We start from the raw sequence: 18,546 nt of genomic DNA, 5'->3' as shown, positions 1-18,546 counted from the left end.
CATGACCCGGCCTGAAGAGGAAGGCTCAGACGCCGACCGTTGATGCACACTCTGCGAAGAGTATTCATCCCAGTGCGGAATGGACGTCGCCAAGCACGAATGACCTGTCACAGTTATCTGTGGCAGGATTTTTTTCGTTCATGGCGACGCTCCTCTGTCTGGGGCTTCGTATAAATTAGTCATTGACACGTGAACATCAGGGTGGTATTCTTGCTTTAATTACAAGTTAACACATCGGAATAATAAAGTTTGAGTTCGACCGGAAAACCGGAGACCTCCTTTGCGCAAGAGTTATGCAAAGGGGGTTTTTGTGTTTTTTTGGACTAAAACGCAGGGGAGAGAATCGGGATGAAGAACAAAAAAGAAATGATACGTTACGGTTATCTGTTCATCTTACTTGTTGTTACAGCATTGGCATTGGCAGCTTGCGGCAGCAATAATAGCAGCCCGGAGAAGGCAGCATCGAATAGCGGGGAAAGCAGAGATATTACGGTGAAGATTGGTTATCAGAAGTACGGAACGATTAACATTTTGAAGGCTGACGGCAGTCTCGATAAACGTCTGGCGGAGGAAAGAAACATTAAAATTGAATGGGTCGAATTTCCCGGCGGCCCTCAGCTGCTAGAAGCGTTGAATGTAGGAAGCCTTGATATCGGCCATACAGGGGAAGCGCCGCCGATATTTGCGCAGGCGGCAGGAGCGCCGCTGGTGTATTTGGCCCACGAGCCGGCGAGTCCGCAAGCGGAAGCGATTATCGTGCCCAAAGACTCGCCCATACAGACGGTAGCCGATTTGAAAGGCAAGACGGTGGTGCTAAATAAGGGCTCGAACGTACACTATCTCTTGGTAAAGCTGCTTGAACAAGCGAATGTTGACTATAAGGACGTAAACGTGAAGTTTTTGCCTCCCGCTGATGCGAGGGCCGCTTTTGAGAAAGGCAGCGTTGACGCTTGGGTCATCTGGGATCCATTCCTGGCGGCTGCTGAAACGGCTACGGAAGCGCGCAGGCTTGCTGATGGTACGGGAGTGGTCAATAATCATGAGTTTTATTTGGCGACACGCGCATTTGCCGAGAAATATCCGGATATTGTGGATATTTTGCTGGAAGAAGCCAATAAGATTGATGCCTGGTCGAAGGAGAATCCGCAAGAGCTGGCCGAGAAGCTTTCACCGCAGTTGGGAATCGATGTGGAGTCCCTGGTTCTTGCAGCAGGGCGGAGAGAATACGGGGTTCAGCAAATAGACGAGGAGCTTATTAAAGGGCAGCAAGCGATAGCCGATACGTTCCTGCAGCTAGAGCTAATTCCGAAAGCTATCGATATTCAAGATGCGATTCTAAGCAAGTAACGATGACCTTATCAAAGGAGTGGAAAAAAATGAACGTATTTTGGTTTATTCCTACACATGGCGATGGACGTTATCTCGGTACCAATGTCGGCGCAAGGGCGGTCGACTCGGAGTACATGCAGCAAATAGCCGTTGCGGCGGACCGTTTAGGCTATGAAGGGGTGCTTATTCCGACGGGTAGTTCATGCGAAGACCCTTGGGTTGTCGCATCCTCGCTAGTACCTGTTACCAAACGTTTAAAGTTTCTTGTTGCGGTGCGTCCTGGCTTAATGTCGCCTACGGTTGCCGCCCGTATGTCCTCGACTCTCGACCGAATATCCGGAGGGCGGCTGCTGATTAACGTCGTGGCAGGCGGCGATCCTGTAGAGCTTGCGAGCGACGGTTTGTTTCTGGATCATACGACGCGATACGATCTGACCGACGAGTTTTTGGAAATATGGCGGAGGGAGCTGTCGGGTGAAACGGTTGATTTTGAAGGGGAGCACTTACGCGTAAAAGGCGGTCATGTCGTTTATCCGCCTATTCAGAAGCCGTATCCTCCGCTATGGTTCGGCGGATCTTCTCCGGCGGCCCAGAAGGTGGCGGCCAACCATATTGACGTCTATCTCACTTGGGGCGAGCCGCCGGCACAGGTTGCCGAAAAAATCGCGGAAATGCGCAAGCTAGCAGATGCCCAGGGCAAACAAATTCGGTTCGGTATCCGCCTCCACGTCATCGTAAGAGAAACGGAAGAAGAGGCCTGGGCGGCAGCCAACAATCTAATCAAGCATCTGGATGATGAGACGATCGCGAAGGCGCAGCGCATCTTTGAACGTTTCGATTCCGTCGGTCAGAAGCGAATGTCGCAGCTTCATCAAGGCGACCGCTCTAACCTAGAGATCAGCCCGAACTTATGGGCGGGAATAGGACTCGTGCGCGGAGGCGCAGGAACGGCTCTTGTCGGCAGCCCGGAGATCGTAGCGGAGCGAATGAGGGAATATGAGGCGCTGGGCATCGAGACGTTTATTTTCTCCGGCTACCCTCATCTGGAGGAGGCATACCGCGTAGCTGATCTGCTCTTCCCGCTGCTGAATTTGAACCGACCGGAACAAACGGGCCCGACTTCGATCAGCCCGTTCGGGGAAATTATCGCGAACAACGTGCTGCCGACGGCCAAAGCAGCGGCGCATTAATGAAAGAGGTAGAGCTTATGGCGCAAGTTCAAAAAAAGAAATGGGTGGATCACCCTGCGTGGCCGTGGCTTATTCCCGTACTTGTCTTAATCGTGTGGCAGCTATTGAGCGCGGCAGGCCTGATATCGGATCGTACGCTTCCTGCGCCGGACGCCATTGTTCGAGCGGGGTGGGACCTGACAATAGACGGCACCCTAGTTGAAGCGATTGGCATTAGCACATGGAGAGCGTTTATCGGGTTTCTGATAGGCGGATTGATCGGGTTCTTATTTGGTTTGCTAAATGGCGTCATCCCTTTATCCGATAAGCTGACGGACTCCACGTTCCAAATGATCCGGAATGTTCCCCATCTTGCGTTGATTCCGCTCGTCATCGCTTGGTTCGGTATCGGCGAAGGCTCGAAAATTTTCCTAGTGGCGTTGGGGGTCGTTTTTCCGATCTACTTAAATACGCTGCATGGCATACGCTCTGTGGACCCTGGTCTTATTGAAATGGGCAAGGTGCATGGACTAAGCCAGTGGGAGCTGTACAAAAAAGTGCTTCTTCCAGGCGCGATGTCTTCCATTCTCGTAGGCTTCCGTTATGCGCTGGGCATCATGTGGCTGACGCTCATCGTTGCCGAGACGATTGCCGCGGAATCCGGCATTGGGTATATGGCGATGAATGCGCGCGAGTTTTTCCAGCTGGATGTAGTCGTGCTCAGTATTTTGCTGTATGCCCTACTAGGAAAGCTATCCGATTCGATGGCGAAGTGGCTGGAAAGGAGGTGGCTGCAGTGGCATCCCCATTTCGCAAAGGTAGCGAAGAAGAAAGCGGCGTAAGCGCCGGTTACTCAAACGACGGATCGCAACCGGGCGGGCCGGCCGCGCCGCTTAGGGTCCTGACTCAAGGAACGGAGAGCAAAGGCGGCGTTACGATCGAACTCGAGAATGTATCCAAGCGTTTCGGCGAAAAAACGGTGCTCAGCGGTATTCATTTATCCGTACAAAAAGGCGAGTTCGTGGCGATCGTCGGCCGCAGCGGATGCGGTAAAAGCACGCTGCTCCGGCTGCTCGCGGGCCTTGAGGATATTAGCGGCGGCAAGCTGGAGCAGGATGGACGGCATGTTGGCGGTAGCGGTCAACATACAAGGTTTATGTTTCAGGATGCCCGTCTGCTGCCATGGAAATCCGTTATCGATAATGTGAGGATCGGCTTAACCGGGAACGGCAGGGACAATGGTCAGCGGGCGGAAACGGCGCTGAGGCTTGTCGGGCTTGAGGATCGGGCGAACGAGTGGCCGTCCGTCCTATCCGGCGGACAGCGGCAGCGGGTCGCATTGGCGCGTGCGCTTGTCGGCAATCCAAGATTGCTCCTGCTAGATGAGCCGTTAGGCGCCTTGGACGCATTGACCCGCATTGAGATGCAGCGTCTGATTGAGCGGCTGTGGAAGCAGCGGCAGTTCACGGCCGTGCTCGTTACGCATGATGTCAGCGAAGCGGTCGCATTGGCGGATCGCGTCGTGCTGATCGAAGACGGCAAAATCGCACTGGATCTTCCGATCACCCTTTCGAGGCCTCGTACGAAGGATAACGGCTTTGCTTATTTCGAAAATTTGATCCTCGAAAGAGTTCTTGCGCCGGAGGATCGGTTTTCGAAGCACGACGAACAAGCGGTGTATGATATTTAACGAAAAAGAACAGCCGTTCCTTCTGGAGCGGCTGTTCTGCTTATTATAAACGTCTAGCGGTGATAGAAGGATGCTTCTTTGGATTGAAGGCGAAGCACGCCGTCCTTGCGTTGTTTGCGGAAGGAGAGAGACAGGAACATGCGGGGGATCAATAGCCATATATGCCAGCTGACTAGGCTGAGCATTAAGGAGGGCTTGATCCACGGGTAAAGCACGCCAATCACGCATAAACCAAGCCAGAAAAGATGGCGATGGACGCGCCGGAAAATCAGCAGCGTGATATCGTTAGCCGGTTTGAAGCCAATCCACGGCGGATTAATGCGCCAAATCCATTTTCGTTCGGCGGCTTCCGTTACAGAAATGAAGGTGATAAGGATAATGATGAGATGAAGCGCTTGAATCGCTGCAAAGCCGAACAGCCAGGCAAACAGCCCGTTCATGCCGTAAACAAGCATTTGGAATCCCAAGAAGATACCCGCGATAAGCAAATGACTAAGAATGAGCTCCGATTTCACGACAACCTTTTTGATGAGCTGGTATTGGTAGATCGTTGCGTTCTTCTGCTCGGATAATGATTGCTTCATGGATGAGATCTCCCTTAGCTTGCATATTCCCCCTATATATCGGCATTGCTCCCTATTTTTTTGACACCTCGATTTTATTTGCCGCTGTACTCACCTTGAGCCTAATGGCTGCATAAGATGGTATATAAATATTTGAAATGGGTTATGAAACAAGTATATTTCACTAGAATACGTGGCATAATAATAGGAAATAGACGAAAGCGGCCATAGAAAGCGGGGATGAGTATGGACAACAACAACACTCACCAATGCGTGATATGCGGTAATGTGAAGGGTGAGGGCGAAGGCCTTCGAATCGTAATGGGCTTTATATGCGGCGATTGCGAGAAGGAAATGGTTCATACCGATGTGAAGGACGCCAAGTACCCATTTTTCATTCATCAGATGAAGCAGCTATTTGTGGAAAAGAACGCGTAAGCAGCCCTGGATACAGCGGCTGTCTTTTTTCGTTTACGCAGGGAGTTCGGCTTCGTTACAATAGAGGAAATATGCCGGACGGAAGGAAGGACCAACAAATGCAGCAGCGGCTATACGCGCCAATCTATCACGCATTATTCGAGCATGCGCAGAGGAAATCCGTCAGCTTTCATGTGCCGGGGCATCATCATGGCGAAGCCCTTCTCTACGCGCTTCAACAGATGGGTCTTCAATCGTACGACCTCCTTCATCATTATGCTCCTATCATGGAATTGGATTTGACGGAGCTATCCTCTACGGATGACTTGCATCATCCCGAAGCGGCCATTAAAGAAGCGCAGCAATTAGCGGCCGATTGTTATGGCGCGGACGAAACGTTTTTTCTGGTGGGAGGAAGCACATCGGGCAACCTATCGCTTCTGCTTGCGGTGTGCGATCCGGGTGACCTTGTAATTGTGCAGCGCAACGTCCATAAATCGGTCTTGAACGGACTTGCGCTTGCGGGCGCTTCTGCCGTTTTTTTGGCGCCTGAGCATGAGCCTATAACCCATCTCCCAGTCGTCCCCAGCATTGAACAGGTAGAACAAGCTTTGCAGAAATATCCCGAGGCCAAAGCTGTCTTTCTGACCAATCCGAATTACTACGGCATGGGGGTTACGCTTGAGCCGTATGCCGAGGTGTGTCACCGGCACGGAAAGCCGCTGCTTGTCGACGAGGCGCATGGCGCTCATTACGGCTTTCATCCGCAGCTGCCGGCGTCTGCCATCCGTGCGGGAGCCGATGGCGTCGTACAGTCAACGCATAAGACATTGCCTGCTTTGACGATGGGAGCGATGCTGCATATACGGGGAGGCCGGATTGACCGAACAAAGCTGAAAGAAGCGCTTGCCATGGTCCAAAGCTCTAGTCCGTCGTTCCCGATTATGGCGTCGCTTGATATTTCCCGAGCAATAGTCGGGACGCTTGGCCCGGCTCTGTATGAACATGTTCTAGGCGCAATCAGACAATTTAGAGAGTGGTTAGCGGAAAGCCGATTGATCATTGCATCACCGGATATTCCGCTAACCTCAAGCCGCCGCATGATCTATGATCCATTAAGGCTGATCCTAACGGATGCAAGGGGGATACTTACGGGCTATGAGCTTCAGCGGGAGCTAGAGGCGCTGGGCTGCTATACGGAAATGGCGGATCCGAGCTTTGTGCTGCTTGTGAGCGGGCCTCATGCAGGAGATAGCGCCTTGCCTCGGCTGAAAGAAGCTCTGCTCCAAATTCATCATAAGCATCAGCGGCAACGGGAAGAAGCTTCATCCCAGCGGATGGTAGGGATAAACCTTAAGCGCTTCAACACGAAAGAGCTTGGAATGGGAGAACCGGTTTCTTTTGCGAGAGAGAGAAGGAAGAGTCGGACGATGAAAAGAGTGCCGCTTCGCGAAGCCGAAAATCAGCTATCCGGTGAGATGGTCATCCCCTACCCGCCGGGCATCCCGATTGTTTATGTTGGAGAGAGGCTTACAGCTCATCATATCGAAACGATAATCGGTCTGTCGGAGGCAGGAGCGAAGTTTCAGGGAGCGGCTGACGAATCGATGAACACGATCGCTATATTAATAGAAGAAATAGGTTGAGAATCGTCGGAAAACGAGGAATCTTTAATTGTTTAGGGGGGCCTGCTTTGTTACAATGAGTGTACAAGCAGGCATCAGCACCAAAGGTTAAGGAGAACATCGGATTGAGTAATGGACTGTTTATTACGATAGAAGGCGGCGAAGGCGCCGGCAAATCTTCACTCATTCAGCATTTGGCGAATACACTGCAGCATATGGGCAGGAGCGTAGTTGTTACCCGGGAGCCTGGAGGCATTATGATCGCGGAGAAAATCCGGTCGATCATACTCGACACCGAGCATACGATGATGGATGCTAGAACGGAGGCGCTGCTCTATGCGGCGGCGAGACGACAGCACCTCGTTGAAAAGGTGGTTCCTGCTCTGAAAGAAGGCAAGGTCGTATTATGCGACCGGTTCGTGGACAGCAGCTTAGCCTACCAGGGCCACGCAAGAGGACTTGGCATGGAGGAGGTGTGGGGAATTAACCAATTCGCGATTGGCGACGTCATGCCGGATTTAACGCTCTACATGGATGTGTCGCCGGAGGTGGGGCTTTCGCGGATATCGCGTTCCCCGGATCGTGAAGTGAACCGGCTGGATTTGGAACGCCAGTCCTTTCATGAGAAGGTAAGGGAAGGTTATCGCCTGCTGCTCCAAAAATTTCCGGACCGCATCCGGTTCGTGAATGCGGAAGAGGAGCCGGAGAAGGTGCTCGAAGCGGCAAATGCCATCTTAAAGGACCGATTAGAAGGAATATAGGCCGTTCGTGTCAAATTTTAAGGATAGATAAAGCTTTCTGGAGAAGAGAGGACTAAGTCATTCATTTTTTACCTATTCTAAACGTAATTGAGGGGGAATGAAGATGAAATTAGTCATCGCGGTTATTCAAGATAAGGACAGCAACAGATTGTCTAACGCGCTCGTTCGCGAAGGGTTCCGGGCAACGAAGCTTGCCAGTACGGGCGGATTCCTAAGAGCGGGCAACACGACGTTTATGATCGGGATAGAGGACGAGCGGGTCCATGAAGTTCTTCATGTCATTAGCGCAAATTGCAAGGTGCGCGATCAGCTGGTCACGCCGGTATCGCCTATGGGAGGCTCTACGGATTCGTATATCCCATTCCCTGTCGAGGTGCAAATCGGCGGAGCGGCGGTATTCGTCTTACCGGTGGAGCGGTTCGAACACTTCTAAGCGGGAGAAGCATACATGAGAGTAGACCAAGGTTGGCGCCCAATCGGGCAAAATCGCACGAATACCGATTCCTCCGCGAAGCCTGCGCAGCCGGCGAATTTTTCGGATGTGATGATGCAGCAGGATTCGCAGCGTACGCAGGAGCAGCTTCAGCAGAAGCTTCAAGATATTCATCGGCAGGGCGACCGGCTGGCGAAAAATATGACGGTTCGCGAGCTTATGCTTTACCGCCAGATGGTGAAGTCGTTCCTGGAGGATACGCTTAGACGAGGCATCGGGCTGAAGGAAGTGAGAGGCTTTGACCGCCGCGGCCGCGTCAAGCGGTATAAGCTTCTGGATGAAATCGATGCTCACCTTGTGTCGATGGGCGAAGATTTGCTGAATACCGAAGAAGGCAGAATCGAGCTTCTGAACAAAATTGGCGAAATACGCGGTATTTTGATTAATTTGTTGTTTTGAACAACCTCTTTAATGCAAGCAGAGCTGGGAAAGGTAAGGAAACGATGGCTATGAGCCTTGAACGGACAGACGGACAATGGAAGGCGCAGCGTATTCTGAAGCACGCCCTCCAAAGCGATAAAATATCACATGCCTATCTGTTCAGCGGCCCGTCTGGTACGGGCCGTTTGCAGATGGCAAGGCAATTTGCCAAAGCGCTATTCTGCACTTCAGACGGCTGGGACGCTTGCGGGCAATGCTTGGAGTGCCGAAAGTTCGAGCATGGCAATCAAAGCGATCTGATTAACGTGGCACCTGATGGACAAAGCATCAAAATCGACCAGATTCGCGAGCTGCAGCGATCCATGTCCTACCGGAGCACGCAGTCGGGCAGAGTCGTTTATATTATCGAATCAGCGGAGAAAATGACGCTTCAAGCCGCAAACAGCTTGTTGAAATTTCTCGAAGAGCCGGTGTCGCCGGTTGTCGCGATTCTCATTACGGATAATGTACAAGCTGTGCTGCCGACAATACGGTCGCGTACCCAGTGGGTACCGTTTCTCCCGATGGCGCCTGAAGCGATGCTTGAGCGGCTGACAGCGGAAGGAGCTCCGCCCCTGCTGGCAAGAGCGGCCGTCCATCTGTCGTCCGGGTTAGAAGGAGCAAGAGAAATTCTCCAGCAGAATACGTTTGCAGAAATCAGAAGCCTAGTGATACAATTAGGCAAGGAGAGTACGTCCCGATTCACCGCGGCGATGATCACTGCCCAGCAGCAGTTATTTAAGACAGATTTAGCGAATCATATGGATATGCTGCTTTCGTTATTTACGCTTTGGTTTAAAGATTTGACGCAGTTCCAGGCCGGAAGGCAGGACAAGCTTATATTTATAGATCAGTTGGAATGGATAAGCAATCACGCTTATGACCGCTCCTTCGCAGGATGGGTATCCTGCATGGAGCACATCCTTGAAGCGGGCAAGCGCATGCGTGCGAACGTGGCGCCTCAGCTCGCGTTTGAGCAATTATTGGTAAACCTACAGGAGGGCTAATCCTTGTATAATGTCATCGGTGTCCGCTTCAAGAAGGCGGGCAAGATCTATTACTTTGATCCGGTCGAGCACCCCGTGGAGAAAGATCAGCATGTCATTGTTGAGACCGCGCGCGGTATCGAATACGGTAAAGTGGTGGTGGGACAGAAGCAAGTCGGTGAATCGGATGTTGTTCTCCCTCTCAAGAAGGTTATCCGCATAGCAAGCTCAGCGGACGCGCAGGTCGTAGAAGAGAACCGCACGGCGGCGAAGAACGCTTTTGCAACCTGTCTTGATAAAATCAAGAGCCATCAGCTTCGAATGAAGCTGGTTGATGTCGAATTTACGTTCGACCGCAATAAAATTATTTTTTACTTTACGGCCGAAGGCCGTGTCGACTTCAGGGAATTGGTGAAAGACCTGGCCAGCGTATTCCGCACTCGAATCGAGCTCCGTCAGATCGGGGTTCGCGATGAAGCGAAAATGCTGGGGGGAATCGGTCCTTGCGGGCGCGTGCTTTGCTGCTCATCGTGGCTAGGCGATTTCGAGCCCGTGTCTATTAAAATGGCCAAGGATCAGAACTTGTCGCTCAATCCTACGAAAATATCAGGCTTATGCGGACGGCTGATGTGCTGTCTGAAGTATGAGCATGACAATTACGAAAGCGTGCGGGAAGAGCTGCCTGCAGTCGGCAAGATTGTCGTAACTTCTTACGGCGAAGGCAAAGTAACCGGTATTAACGCGAATGCGAAGAGCGTCTATGTACAGCTGTTCGATATTCCGGGTAAGCCGAAGGAATTGCCTTTTGACGACGTAGTTGTGAAGTAATGTTCTTTCAATTAAATAGGTGAGGTAACGCTCACGCTTGAAGTTCTGGGGTGGGAACTTGGAGAAGAGAGATATTTTTGTTCAGATGGATGAGTTGGACAATCGTTTAGGCTTATTTCATGCCGAGCTTAGCGCTCTTAAACAAAAGGTGAAAGAGCTGCTGGAAGAGAACAAGAGACTCAGTATCGAGAACCATCAGCTACGGCAAGTCTTCAAGAGAGAGACGACGACGGAACGGGAAGCCGTATTGGCAGCGAAGAGCAGCAAGTCGCGGAATAAGGAATCGGTTCAAAAGAGTTCGCTTGAAGAGAGTAATGTTGCTGTTGGCGAAGGGCATGATAACTTAACGCGGTTATATCATGAAGGATTCCATATCTGCAATGTATATTACGGACATTTGCGGACGGAAGGCGACTGCTTGTTCTGTCTGTCTTTTCTAAACAAATAAGGTATATCGTATCGACAGGCCGTCCTTACCGCGAGAGGACGGCTTTTTTTGTATAAACTTGCACTTATACGTTATGATGGAAGCAATAAAGGAGAGAACAGCGAGTGACGGAAGATCAAAGGATTGTATTGGCGGTCGGAGAACGGATTGACGATCTGTTAACCGATACGGGGCTGCGAATTATTCAAAGCCGCGAGGTATTCAGCTTTTCTTTAGATGCAGTGCTGCTGTCTAGATTCGCGAACATTCCAAAGACCGGACGGATAGTAGACCTTTGTTCCGGCAACGGCGTCATTCCGATTCTGTTGTCATCGCGGACGAAGGCGCAAATCGATGCGGTGGAGATTCAGCCGAGGCTGGCCGATATGGCGCGAAGGAGCGTAGCGCTTAACGGCTTACAGGACCAGATTCGCGTACTGGAGCAGGATCTTCGCGCGTATCCCAAAATCGCGGGCAACGGTGTTTATGATGCGATAACGGTGAATCCGCCTTATATGCCGGTAACGGCAGGCGACCATAACGAGAATGAGCATTACGCGATCGCGCGGCATGAGATTCATTGTACGCTTGAGGATTTGGCCGCTGCCTGCTGCAGGCTGCTGCGTCCGGGCGGCAAGCTCTCCATGGTGCATCGTCCTTCCCGCCTGCTCGATATCGTGGAGACGCTCAGACGACATAGGCTGGAGCCCAAACGAATTCAGTTCGTGCATCCGCATGCGAAGGCTGAGGCGAACATGGTATTAATAGAAGCAACGCGTGACGGGAAGCCTGATATCAGGCTGCTGCCGCCAATTATGGTCTATAACGACGAAGGAGTCCAAATCGTATGAGGAGACAAAAAAGCTACTCAGAGCCATCCGCGCATCCTAAGGGGAACGATGGCGAAGCGGGTACGCTGTATTTGGTAGGAACACCGATTGGCAACCTTGAAGACATGACGATGCGAGCCATTCGGATATTGAAGGAAGCGGATCTTATTGCAGCCGAGGATACAAGACAGACTCGTAAACTGCTTACCCATTTCGATATTCATACCCGATTGGTCAGCTATCATGAGCATAATAAAGGGGCAAGCGGACCCGAACTGATACGTCTGCTCAAGGAGGGTCAGTCGATCGCGCTCGTCAGCGACGCGGGGCTGCCGGCGATTTCCGATCCCGGCGCCGATCTTGTAGCCGATGCGGTGGCGGAAGGACTGGCGGTTGTGCCTGTGCCGGGAGCCAATGCGGCATTATCGGCCTTGATTATGTCTGGACTGCCGACCGACCGATTCTTATTCGCCGGGTTCCCTCCACGGGAGAAAAAGCAGCTGTCGAAGTGGCTGCAGGGACTGGCTGGTCAGCAAGCTACGCTTCTTATGTATGAATCACCGCATCGTCTGAACAAAACATTGGAAGCGATGCTGGAGCATTTCGGCGACCGCCGGGTCGCAGTCATTCGCGAGTTAACGAAACGGCACGAAGAAGCGGTCAGGGGGACGGCTTCCGAATGTATAGCCTGGTTTCGGGAGCATGAGCCGCTCGGCGAGTTCTGTATCGTCGCAGAAGGAGCGGATGCGTCGGAAGCGGGGGAAGCAGCAAGGGAGGGCGCATGGTGGATGGACCTGTCGGTCGCCGAGCATGTTGCGCACTACGAATCGACGATGGACCGCAAGGAAGCGATCAAGCTAGCGGCAGTTGACCGCGGGATACCGAAAAGGGACGTTTATAATGAAGTAAACCGTTAGCCGACCCCCAGATTCTATGGGTGCGGTCACGAACTTATGTGATAAAAAAAAGGGCCTTCCTGGCCGGGTTCTAGCACAGGAAGGCAAAAAGGAGTATAAAAAGGTTAGAATTAACAAGGTGGTATAATTTGATTATAACCTATTTTTCTTATTTTGTCACAGGCGTAGGCATTTCTGATAAACAAATATGACAAACAATTTTTCCCTTAAAGTAGGAAACGTTCTCCGCGTTACCGCAGAAAATACATGCAGGCTCATATTTCTTCAGCATAATGCGCTCGCCGTCTACATAAATCTCGAGTGCGTCCTTCTCGCCAATACCAAGCGTGCGGCGCAGCTCGATAGGGATAACGACACGACCCAGCTCATCCACTTTACGTACAATACCGGTTGATTTCATCATCATCTATCAGTCCTCTCAATATTTGTGTTATTTCGTCATTGTTCGACAAGTTTTATGAATCTATGTTTCTATAATACCAACTCTTCCCAAAACAGTCAACCAGCAATCTTCTGGCAAATTCCAGTAACTACAAGACTTTTTCGGGATATCGTGAAAATATTACTTTGTAATAGAATACAACAGCTTCGACAATTTGGAAAGAAATTGACGACATGATTCGACAATTAACGCGCAGGTTGTGTCGAAACTATGAACAAAGGAGATGAGAGTATGAACGAGCCATTGCGTGAGGAAAAAGTATTTAAGGATCCGGTGCATCATTATGTATATGTTCGGGATCAGACGATTTGGGATCTGATTAATACGAAGGAGTTCCAGCGGCTTCGGCGGATTCGCCAGCTTGGAACCACTTATTTGACGTTTCATGGAGCGGAGCACAGCAGGTTCTCCCATTCGCTTGGCGTCTATGAAATTACGCGCCGCATTATTTCCCAGTTCGAACGTAACGGATATCCGGATTGGCCGGTGGAGGAACGTCTTGTCTCTCTATGCGCGGCGCTCCTCCATGATGTCGGCCACGGTCCCTTCTCGCATTCCTTAGAAGAAATATTCGATACGGACCATGAAGAGTGGACATGCAATATTTTGCTGGGGGATACGGATATTAATAAAGTGCTGCGTCAGGTATCGGAGGACTTCCCGGAGAAGGTGGCCGCCGTCATTCAGAAGACGTATCCGAAGCCGATCGTTGTGAGCCTCATTTCCAGCCAGATGGACGCCGACCGAATGGACTACTTGCTCCGCGACGCGTATTTCACCGGCGTCAATTACGGGACGTTTGATCTCGAGCGGATATTGCGCGTGCTTCGGCCCTATCAAGGAAAGATTGTCGTCAAAGAGAGCGGGATGCACGCGGTCGAGCATTATCTGATGTCGCGTTACCAGATGTATTGGCAAATTTATTTCCATCCGGTTACGCGCAGCTCCGAAATTATATTGAGGCAAATATTCCGTCGGGCTCATGAGCTGAATCAACAGGGATATACGTTCCGCTGGATGGCGGATCCGATACAAAAGCTTCTTAATAATACGCTGAGCTTACAGGATTATTTGAAGCTGGATGAATCGATGGCGCAAATGGCCTTCGCGGAATGGTCGGAGGAGGCCGACGAGATTCTAAGCGATCTGTGCAGGCGCTTCCTGAACAGACGTCTCTATAAATATGTAACGATCGAGCCGGATGAAGCATTACTCGCTGAGGTGGCGGACGCAATGCTGGCTGTAGGGCTGAATCCGGATTATCATATGGAAATCGATTACCCGTTCGATCTTCCGTACGATGTGTACAAGCCGGATCAGAATAACGGCGAAAAGAAGGAAAAAGCGCCGATTTTGTTGCTTGACAGCGAGGACGGCATCAGCGAGATTTCCGTGAAATCCGACATTGTTCGTTCCATAACGGGCCTCAGACAGGGACAGTATCATTTATATTTTCCGGAGGAGCCGCTCGCTCAGAACAAAGACCGTTTATCCGAACGGATGATCAAATTATTTAAGCTTGATTAAATGCCTGGTAAGGAGATGCAGCATCTATGACAAAGCCTTTTCTGTTCGATACGCACACCCATTTGGATTCTTATAAATTTGACGAGGACCGCGAGGCCGTGATTGAACGCGCGAGAGAAGCGGGAGTCGGGCTGATGGTCAACATCGGTTTCGACAGAGAGACCATTCCGACGACAATGGCGCTTGCCGAAAAATACGATTTTATATACGCCGCGGTCGGCTGGCATCCCGTTGAGAGCATTCATATGCGTCCGGAGGATCTCGGGTGGATCGAGGAGCTGTGCAGCCATAAGAAAGTGGTCGCGATTGGGGAGATCGGACTCGATTATCACTGGGATACGTCCCCGAAGGATGTGCAGCACCGCGTATTCCGCGAGCAAATCCGATTAGCGCGCAAGGTGGGCAAGCCGATCGTCATTCATAACCGCGACGCTCATGAAGACGTCGTAAAAATTTTGAAGGAGGAAAACGCGGCGGAGGTCGGAGGGGTCATGCACTGCTACTCCGGCAGCTGGGAAACAGCTAAACAATGTCTCGATATGAACTTCTATATCTCTTTCGGGGGACCTGTTACATACAAAAATGCAAGGGTGCCAAAAGAGGTTTTGGAGAGGGTTCCGATGGACCGATTATTGATCGAAACGGACTCCCCTTATTTAACTCCACATCCATTTAGAGGAAAAAGAAACGAGTCCTCTTACGTCGCATTTGTCGCCCAGGCAGCAGCCGAAATTAAGGGGAAAACGGTAGAGGAAATGGCCCAATTGACGACCGAAAACGGAAAAAAATGTTTCCGAATCGATTGAAAGTACGTTTAAACGGGAGAAATAATGATCTTTAGCGCAATAAAACTGATTTTTGTCGCTGAAATCAACTATTTATTCAAAGTTTACCTGCTTTTTTCGTGAAAATCGCATTTTATCGCTTCTTTACAACTTGGCTGTGATGAAGGTATGATTCAAATCAGAGCTTTTGATTTTGTATTGGATTTCCAACTCTTCAACCAAATTTTCAGCCTCATCGTACCCCCTCACTTGCTTCTTAACGTGAACGCTTCTGCGCCTGCCTCACACCTTTTCTTCGACGACCTCTCCATCCATGCTAGAATATTCGGCACATCGTCGTCATAGGGTTAAGCAGGGAGGTGAGTGTACAAATTTGGTTGGAGCGTGTGTAACAGCGGATGTTCAAAAAGTCCGGTTTCCGCATCTTGATGACAAGCGGATTTTTGAATAACCTCTAGCACGCAAATCTATAATAGTCGCGTCAGTTGTAACATGCGTAACACTTGGCGGCGGGGCTATGTAAGGAGGACCGAAGAAGTGGGCTTAATCCCGAAGAAGGACACCCATGGGAAACGATCATCCAGCATGACTTTCGCAATGCGATGGAAGCATGGAAACTTGCGTTTGATTATACTCAGCGCTGCGATCTCGATCGCTATGACTTTCATGTTTTTGGTGTTGTTGTACGGTACGGCTGTCAAGAGCGTATCCGTAGTAGTGAATGGACAAGAAACCGTTGTGAAAACCAAGCAATGGGTCCTGCAACGCCTACTGGATGAACAAGCTATTACAATCGGACCTCATGACGAGGTTTCCATCCCGCTTAATTCACCGATTAAAGACGGGGACCGAATCATCGTGAATCAAGCGATTCCGGTCATTGTAAAAGCTGATGGCAAGACATCTACGGTGTACACGACAGAGAAGACGGTAGAAGCTGCGATAGAGGAACTGAATCTAACCGTTGATAGTGAAGATAAAGTAACTCCTCCGCTTAACGAAACCGTTGAGGCGGATGAACAAATAACGATCGTTCGTGTCGACACGAAAGTGTCGGAGCTCGAAAAAACCGTTCCATTCTCAATCGTGAAGAAAGAAGACCCGACCCTGGAGAAAGGGAAGGAGAAAGTTGTCCAGACCGGTAAGGAAGGCGTCGTGGTCGAGCAGATCAAGGAGAAGTACGAGGATGGCGTACTGGTATCCAAGGAAAACGTCAGCAAGGTTGTTCAAACGGCGGCTGTAGACCAGATTGTTGCCGTAGGCACGAAGAAGGCTGAACCAAAGGTTACCGTGCTGTCGAACAGCAGCCCGGACGTCATGACCGTGACGAAAGGCGATTATACGTTCAAGGCGAAGAAGGTGCTGAAGAACGTCACGTTAACCGCATATTCGGCCGGTCCAGCGTCAACAGGCAAGGACGAAGACCACCCTGGATACGGGATTACCGCATCCGGCACTCGCGTCACGGAAGGAAGAACGATAGCAGTAGATCCCGATGTCATTCCGATCGGCTGGTGGGTTTACATCGAAGGCATCGGCTTCCGCCGGGCAGAGGACAAGGGAAGCGCGGTCAAAGGCAATAAGATTGACATCTATTTCGATAGCAGCAGCTATGCGACGAAGTTCGGCAAGAAGAAAGGCTATACCGTTTATGTTCTTGGACCGAATAAACCTACAGCAAGCTAGCAGGCATTGCTGTAACAGGGCTGTTCCACAAGGTCACTTACGACCTTTGGGAGCAGCCCTGTTTCGTTTAACGGGAGCGACCCGGGTCTTACGCCGGTTTTGCATGTTTCAAACAGGTAAGCTATGCTGAAGCTAAGGGAAAGCACAGGGGGTTTAAGAAAGTGATTAAGGAAGTTATCGTGGTAGAAGGCAAAAGCGATACGATCGCGATTAAACGGGCGGTGGAAGCGGACACTATAGAAACGAACGGCTCGGCGATCGGCGAAGAGGTGCTTCGCCGCATCGCTTTGGCGCAAGAACGGAGAGGCGTCATTATCTTTACCGACCCCGATCATGCGGGCGAGCGCATACGCAAAATCGTGGGGCGTCATGTGCCGGGCTGCAAGCATGCGTTCCTGCCGCAGGAGAAGGCGTTCTACAAAGGCGATATCGGCATCGAGAACGCGAGTCCGGAGGCGATTAGACAAGCGCTGTCCGAGCTTCGGACCGAGACGTCCGACGCGACCGGGGAGATCGCATGGGAGGACTTGATGGAAGCGGGGCTAATCGTCCATCCCGATGCGGCGAATCGCCGGCTGTTGATGGGCAAGCTGCTCGGGATCGGTTACGCGAACGGCAAACAATTTTATAAGCGCTGCACCAGCTTCCGCATATCGAAGGCGGAGTTCGACAAAGCGTTGCGCGAAATGGAACGTCAGACAGGAGGAGTCTAGAGATGAACAAGGTAAGCGGAGACGCGCAGACCAAGCCGGCTGCCGAAGTCGGCACGCCAAGACGCACGAAGGAAATTATCGCGAAATACGGCTTTTCGTTTAAAAAAAGCTTAGGCCAAAACTTTCTGATCGACGGCAACGTGCTGAACCGGATTGTGGATGCGGCAGAGCTGGACCAGAGCAAAGGAGCCCTCGAGATCGGGCCCGGAATTGGCGCGTTGACCGAACGTCTGTCGCAGGCGGCCGGCAAAGTAGCCGCCATCGAGATTGATCAGCGGCTGATTCCAATTCTAGGCGAAGTGCTGGCGGACAAGCCGCACGTTACCGTCGTCCATGGCGACGTGCTGAAGCTGGACCTGCGGCAGCTGTTCCAGCAGCAGTTCGCCGATTGCGAAGGGGTCAGCGTTGTCGCAAATTTGCCGTACTATGTCACAACGCCGATTCTGATGAAGCTGCTCGAGGAGAGACTGCCTCTGCAGAACATCGTTGTGATGATTCAGAAGGAAGTCGCAGAGCGAATGGCTGCGAAGCCCGGAGGCAAAGAGTATGGCAGCTTAAGCGTTGCCGTCCAATATTATTGCGAGCCGCAGCTGGTCTGTACGGTTCCTCATACCGTATTTATTCCGCAGCCGAATGTCGACTCCGCGGTCATCAAGCTGAAGGTAAGGAATACGCCGGCCGTTTCCGTTCCGGACGAAGCATTCTTCTTCCGCGTCGTGCAGGCCAGCTTCGCGCAGCGCCGCAAGACGCTGATGAACAATTTGACATCGTTCGTTGGCAAGGAGAAGCGTGACGAGCTGACCGCTCTGCTGAACAGCATCGGGATCGATCCTGCAAGACGCGGCGAGACGCTGTCCTTGGAGGAATTCGCGGCGCTGTCGAGCAGCATGCTCGAGGCAGGCTGGAACCGGTAACGCTAGATAATGGTCACCTTTCGT

At 51.3% G+C, this 18,546-nt stretch carries 21 protein-coding genes; 19 read left to right on the top strand and 2 right to left on the bottom strand.

All coding sequences use genetic code 11. The features are described from left to right. The first annotated feature begins 348 nt into the window (after nucleotides 1-348). From D3P08_RS23520 to D3P08_RS23505, 4 genes are read left to right on the top strand one after another with little or no spacing between them, the layout of a single operon-like run. Nucleotides 349-1,347 carry a sulfonate ABC transporter substrate-binding protein gene (locus tag D3P08_RS23520; protein ID WP_119602570.1) on the top strand — a complete coding sequence of 333 codons (999 nt, stop codon included), beginning with the start codon at nucleotides 349-351 and terminating at the stop codon, nucleotides 1,345-1,347. Nucleotides 1,348-1,376: 29 nt separating this feature from the next. Next, nucleotides 1,377-2,519, top strand: coding sequence for an FMNH2-dependent alkanesulfonate monooxygenase (ssuD, locus tag D3P08_RS23515; protein WP_119602569.1), 1,143 nt, complete (start codon nucleotides 1,377-1,379; stop codon nucleotides 2,517-2,519). 17 nt (nucleotides 2,520-2,536) lie between these two features. Further along, nucleotides 2,537-3,340 (top strand): ABC transporter permease subunit, encoded by an 804-nt coding sequence (locus D3P08_RS23510; protein WP_119602568.1) that lies wholly within the window; start codon nucleotides 2,537-2,539, stop codon nucleotides 3,338-3,340. Between the two features lie 59 nt (nucleotides 3,341-3,399). Beyond that, nucleotides 3,400-4,188, top strand: coding sequence for an ATP-binding cassette domain-containing protein (locus D3P08_RS23505; RefSeq protein ID WP_170160270.1), 789 nt, complete (start codon nucleotides 3,400-3,402; stop codon nucleotides 4,186-4,188). 53 nt (nucleotides 4,189-4,241) lie between these two features. Here D3P08_RS23505 and D3P08_RS23500 read toward each other — a convergent pair whose 3' ends face one another. Then, nucleotides 4,242-4,772 carry a transposase gene (locus tag D3P08_RS23500; protein WP_119602567.1) on the bottom strand — a complete coding sequence of 177 codons (531 nt, stop codon included), beginning with the start codon at nucleotides 4,770-4,772 and terminating at the stop codon, nucleotides 4,242-4,244. Nucleotides 4,773-4,997: 225 nt separating this feature from the next. Between D3P08_RS23500 and D3P08_RS23495 the strand changes: the two genes are divergently transcribed. The 10 genes from D3P08_RS23495 (at nucleotide 4,998) to rsmI (ending at nucleotide 12,455) form a co-directional block, all read left to right on the top strand. Further along, nucleotides 4,998-5,189, top strand: coding sequence for a sigma factor G inhibitor Gin (locus D3P08_RS23495; RefSeq protein WP_119602566.1), 192 nt, complete (start codon nucleotides 4,998-5,000; stop codon nucleotides 5,187-5,189). A 98-nt stretch (nucleotides 5,190-5,287) separates the two neighbouring features. After that, a complete protein-coding gene (locus D3P08_RS23490) occupies nucleotides 5,288-6,814 on the top strand; it encodes an aminotransferase class I/II-fold pyridoxal phosphate-dependent enzyme (protein WP_119602577.1) in 1,527 nt (508 codons plus the stop codon). 104 nt (nucleotides 6,815-6,918) lie between these two features. Further along, nucleotides 6,919-7,554 carry a dTMP kinase gene (tmk, locus tag D3P08_RS23485; RefSeq protein WP_119602565.1) on the top strand — a complete coding sequence of 212 codons (636 nt, stop codon included), beginning with the start codon at nucleotides 6,919-6,921 and terminating at the stop codon, nucleotides 7,552-7,554. 103 nt (nucleotides 7,555-7,657) lie between these two features. Then, complete coding sequence (locus D3P08_RS23480; RefSeq protein WP_119602564.1) at nucleotides 7,658-7,987, top strand: cyclic-di-AMP receptor; 330 nt, start codon at nucleotides 7,658-7,660, stop codon at nucleotides 7,985-7,987. A 15-nt stretch (nucleotides 7,988-8,002) separates the two neighbouring features. Then, nucleotides 8,003-8,446 carry a YaaR family protein gene (locus D3P08_RS23475; RefSeq protein WP_119602563.1) on the top strand — a complete coding sequence of 148 codons (444 nt, stop codon included), beginning with the start codon at nucleotides 8,003-8,005 and terminating at the stop codon, nucleotides 8,444-8,446. A 50-nt stretch (nucleotides 8,447-8,496) separates the two neighbouring features. Next, nucleotides 8,497-9,474, top strand: a complete 978-nt coding sequence (gene holB, locus D3P08_RS23470; protein WP_119602562.1) for a DNA polymerase III subunit delta' — start codon at nucleotides 8,497-8,499, stop codon at nucleotides 9,472-9,474. A gap of 3 nt (nucleotides 9,475-9,477) precedes the next feature. After that, on the top strand, nucleotides 9,478-10,281 hold the full coding sequence (locus D3P08_RS23465) for a PSP1 domain-containing protein (RefSeq protein WP_119602561.1): 804 nt from the start codon (nucleotides 9,478-9,480) through the stop codon (nucleotides 10,279-10,281). A gap of 85 nt (nucleotides 10,282-10,366) precedes the next feature. Next, nucleotides 10,367-10,729, top strand: coding sequence for an initiation-control protein YabA (locus D3P08_RS23460; protein WP_420819056.1), 363 nt, complete (start codon nucleotides 10,367-10,369; stop codon nucleotides 10,727-10,729). A 104-nt stretch (nucleotides 10,730-10,833) separates the two neighbouring features. Beyond that, a complete protein-coding gene (locus D3P08_RS23455; RefSeq protein ID WP_240647722.1) occupies nucleotides 10,834-11,559 on the top strand; it encodes a tRNA1(Val) (adenine(37)-N6)-methyltransferase in 726 nt (241 codons plus the stop codon). Next, nucleotides 11,556-12,455 carry a 16S rRNA (cytidine(1402)-2'-O)-methyltransferase gene (gene rsmI, locus D3P08_RS23450; protein ID WP_119602559.1) on the top strand — a complete coding sequence of 300 codons (900 nt, stop codon included), beginning with the start codon at nucleotides 11,556-11,558 and terminating at the stop codon, nucleotides 12,453-12,455. Before D3P08_RS23455 ends, rsmI begins: the two co-directional genes overlap by 4 nt. Nucleotides 12,456-12,603: 148 nt before the next feature. Here the strand turns inward: rsmI and D3P08_RS23445 are convergent, their stop codons facing one another. After that, a complete protein-coding gene (locus D3P08_RS23445) occupies nucleotides 12,604-12,858 on the bottom strand; it encodes an AbrB/MazE/SpoVT family DNA-binding domain-containing protein (RefSeq protein WP_028609554.1) in 255 nt (84 codons plus the stop codon). Between the two features lie 270 nt (nucleotides 12,859-13,128). Between D3P08_RS23445 and D3P08_RS23440 the strand changes: the two genes are divergently transcribed. The 5 genes from D3P08_RS23440 to rsmA all read left to right on the top strand — a co-directional run bounded on the left by D3P08_RS23440 (nucleotide 13,129) and on the right by rsmA (nucleotide 18,522). Continuing rightward, nucleotides 13,129-14,424 carry an HD domain-containing protein gene (locus D3P08_RS23440; protein ID WP_119602558.1) on the top strand — a complete coding sequence of 432 codons (1,296 nt, stop codon included), beginning with the start codon at nucleotides 13,129-13,131 and terminating at the stop codon, nucleotides 14,422-14,424. Between the two features lie 26 nt (nucleotides 14,425-14,450). Continuing rightward, nucleotides 14,451-15,230 carry a TatD family hydrolase gene (locus D3P08_RS23435; protein WP_119602557.1) on the top strand — a complete coding sequence of 260 codons (780 nt, stop codon included), beginning with the start codon at nucleotides 14,451-14,453 and terminating at the stop codon, nucleotides 15,228-15,230. Nucleotides 15,231-15,746: 516 nt separating this feature from the next. Further along, nucleotides 15,747-16,895, top strand: coding sequence for a 3D domain-containing protein (locus tag D3P08_RS23430; RefSeq protein ID WP_119602556.1), 1,149 nt, complete (start codon nucleotides 15,747-15,749; stop codon nucleotides 16,893-16,895). A 161-nt stretch (nucleotides 16,896-17,056) separates the two neighbouring features. Further along, a complete protein-coding gene (gene rnmV / locus D3P08_RS23425; protein WP_119602555.1) occupies nucleotides 17,057-17,608 on the top strand; it encodes a ribonuclease M5 in 552 nt (183 codons plus the stop codon). Nucleotides 17,609-17,610: 2 nt separating this feature from the next. Continuing rightward, nucleotides 17,611-18,522: a 16S rRNA (adenine(1518)-N(6)/adenine(1519)-N(6))-dimethyltransferase RsmA gene (gene rsmA / locus D3P08_RS23420; protein WP_119602554.1), complete on the top strand. Its 912-nt coding sequence runs from the start codon at nucleotides 17,611-17,613 to the stop codon at nucleotides 18,520-18,522. Nucleotides 18,523-18,546 lie beyond the last annotated feature (24 nt).

Source organism: Paenibacillus nanensis (genome assembly GCF_003583765.1).
In the GTDB taxonomy this organism is placed as follows: domain Bacteria; phylum Bacillota; class Bacilli; order Paenibacillales; family Paenibacillaceae; genus Pristimantibacillus; species Pristimantibacillus nanensis.
This window is presented reverse-complemented; position numbering and strand designations above follow the sequence as displayed.

What these genes read in the sequence shown, in the direction of transcription:
- D3P08_RS23520 (WP_119602570.1), top strand. Translation starts at nt 349, where the DNA reads ATGAAGAACAAAAAAGAAATGATACGTTACGGTTATCTGTTCATCTTA.
- ssuD (WP_119602569.1), top strand. Translation starts at nt 1,377, where the DNA reads ATGAACGTATTTTGGTTTATTCCTACACATGGCGATGGACGTTATCTC.
- D3P08_RS23510 (WP_119602568.1), top strand. Translation starts at nt 2,537, where the DNA reads ATGGCGCAAGTTCAAAAAAAGAAATGGGTGGATCACCCTGCGTGGCCG.
- D3P08_RS23500 (WP_119602567.1), bottom strand. Translation starts at nt 4,772, where the DNA reads ATGAAGCAATCATTATCCGAGCAGAAGAACGCAACGATCTACCAATAC.
- D3P08_RS23495 (WP_119602566.1), top strand. Translation starts at nt 4,998, where the DNA reads ATGGACAACAACAACACTCACCAATGCGTGATATGCGGTAATGTGAAG.
- D3P08_RS23490 (WP_119602577.1), top strand. Translation starts at nt 5,288, where the DNA reads ATGCAGCAGCGGCTATACGCGCCAATCTATCACGCATTATTCGAGCAT.
- D3P08_RS23480 (WP_119602564.1), top strand. Translation starts at nt 7,658, where the DNA reads ATGAAATTAGTCATCGCGGTTATTCAAGATAAGGACAGCAACAGATTG.
- D3P08_RS23475 (WP_119602563.1), top strand. Translation starts at nt 8,003, where the DNA reads ATGAGAGTAGACCAAGGTTGGCGCCCAATCGGGCAAAATCGCACGAAT.
- holB (WP_119602562.1), top strand. Translation starts at nt 8,497, where the DNA reads ATGAGCCTTGAACGGACAGACGGACAATGGAAGGCGCAGCGTATTCTG.
- D3P08_RS23460 (WP_420819056.1), top strand. Translation starts at nt 10,367, where the DNA reads ATGGATGAGTTGGACAATCGTTTAGGCTTATTTCATGCCGAGCTTAGC.
- rsmI (WP_119602559.1), top strand. Translation starts at nt 11,556, where the DNA reads ATGAGGAGACAAAAAAGCTACTCAGAGCCATCCGCGCATCCTAAGGGG.
- D3P08_RS23445 (WP_028609554.1), bottom strand. Translation starts at nt 12,858, where the DNA reads ATGATGAAATCAACCGGTATTGTACGTAAAGTGGATGAGCTGGGTCGT.
- D3P08_RS23440 (WP_119602558.1), top strand. Translation starts at nt 13,129, where the DNA reads ATGAACGAGCCATTGCGTGAGGAAAAAGTATTTAAGGATCCGGTGCAT.
- D3P08_RS23435 (WP_119602557.1), top strand. Translation starts at nt 14,451, where the DNA reads ATGACAAAGCCTTTTCTGTTCGATACGCACACCCATTTGGATTCTTAT.
- rsmA (WP_119602554.1), top strand. Translation starts at nt 17,611, where the DNA reads ATGAACAAGGTAAGCGGAGACGCGCAGACCAAGCCGGCTGCCGAAGTC.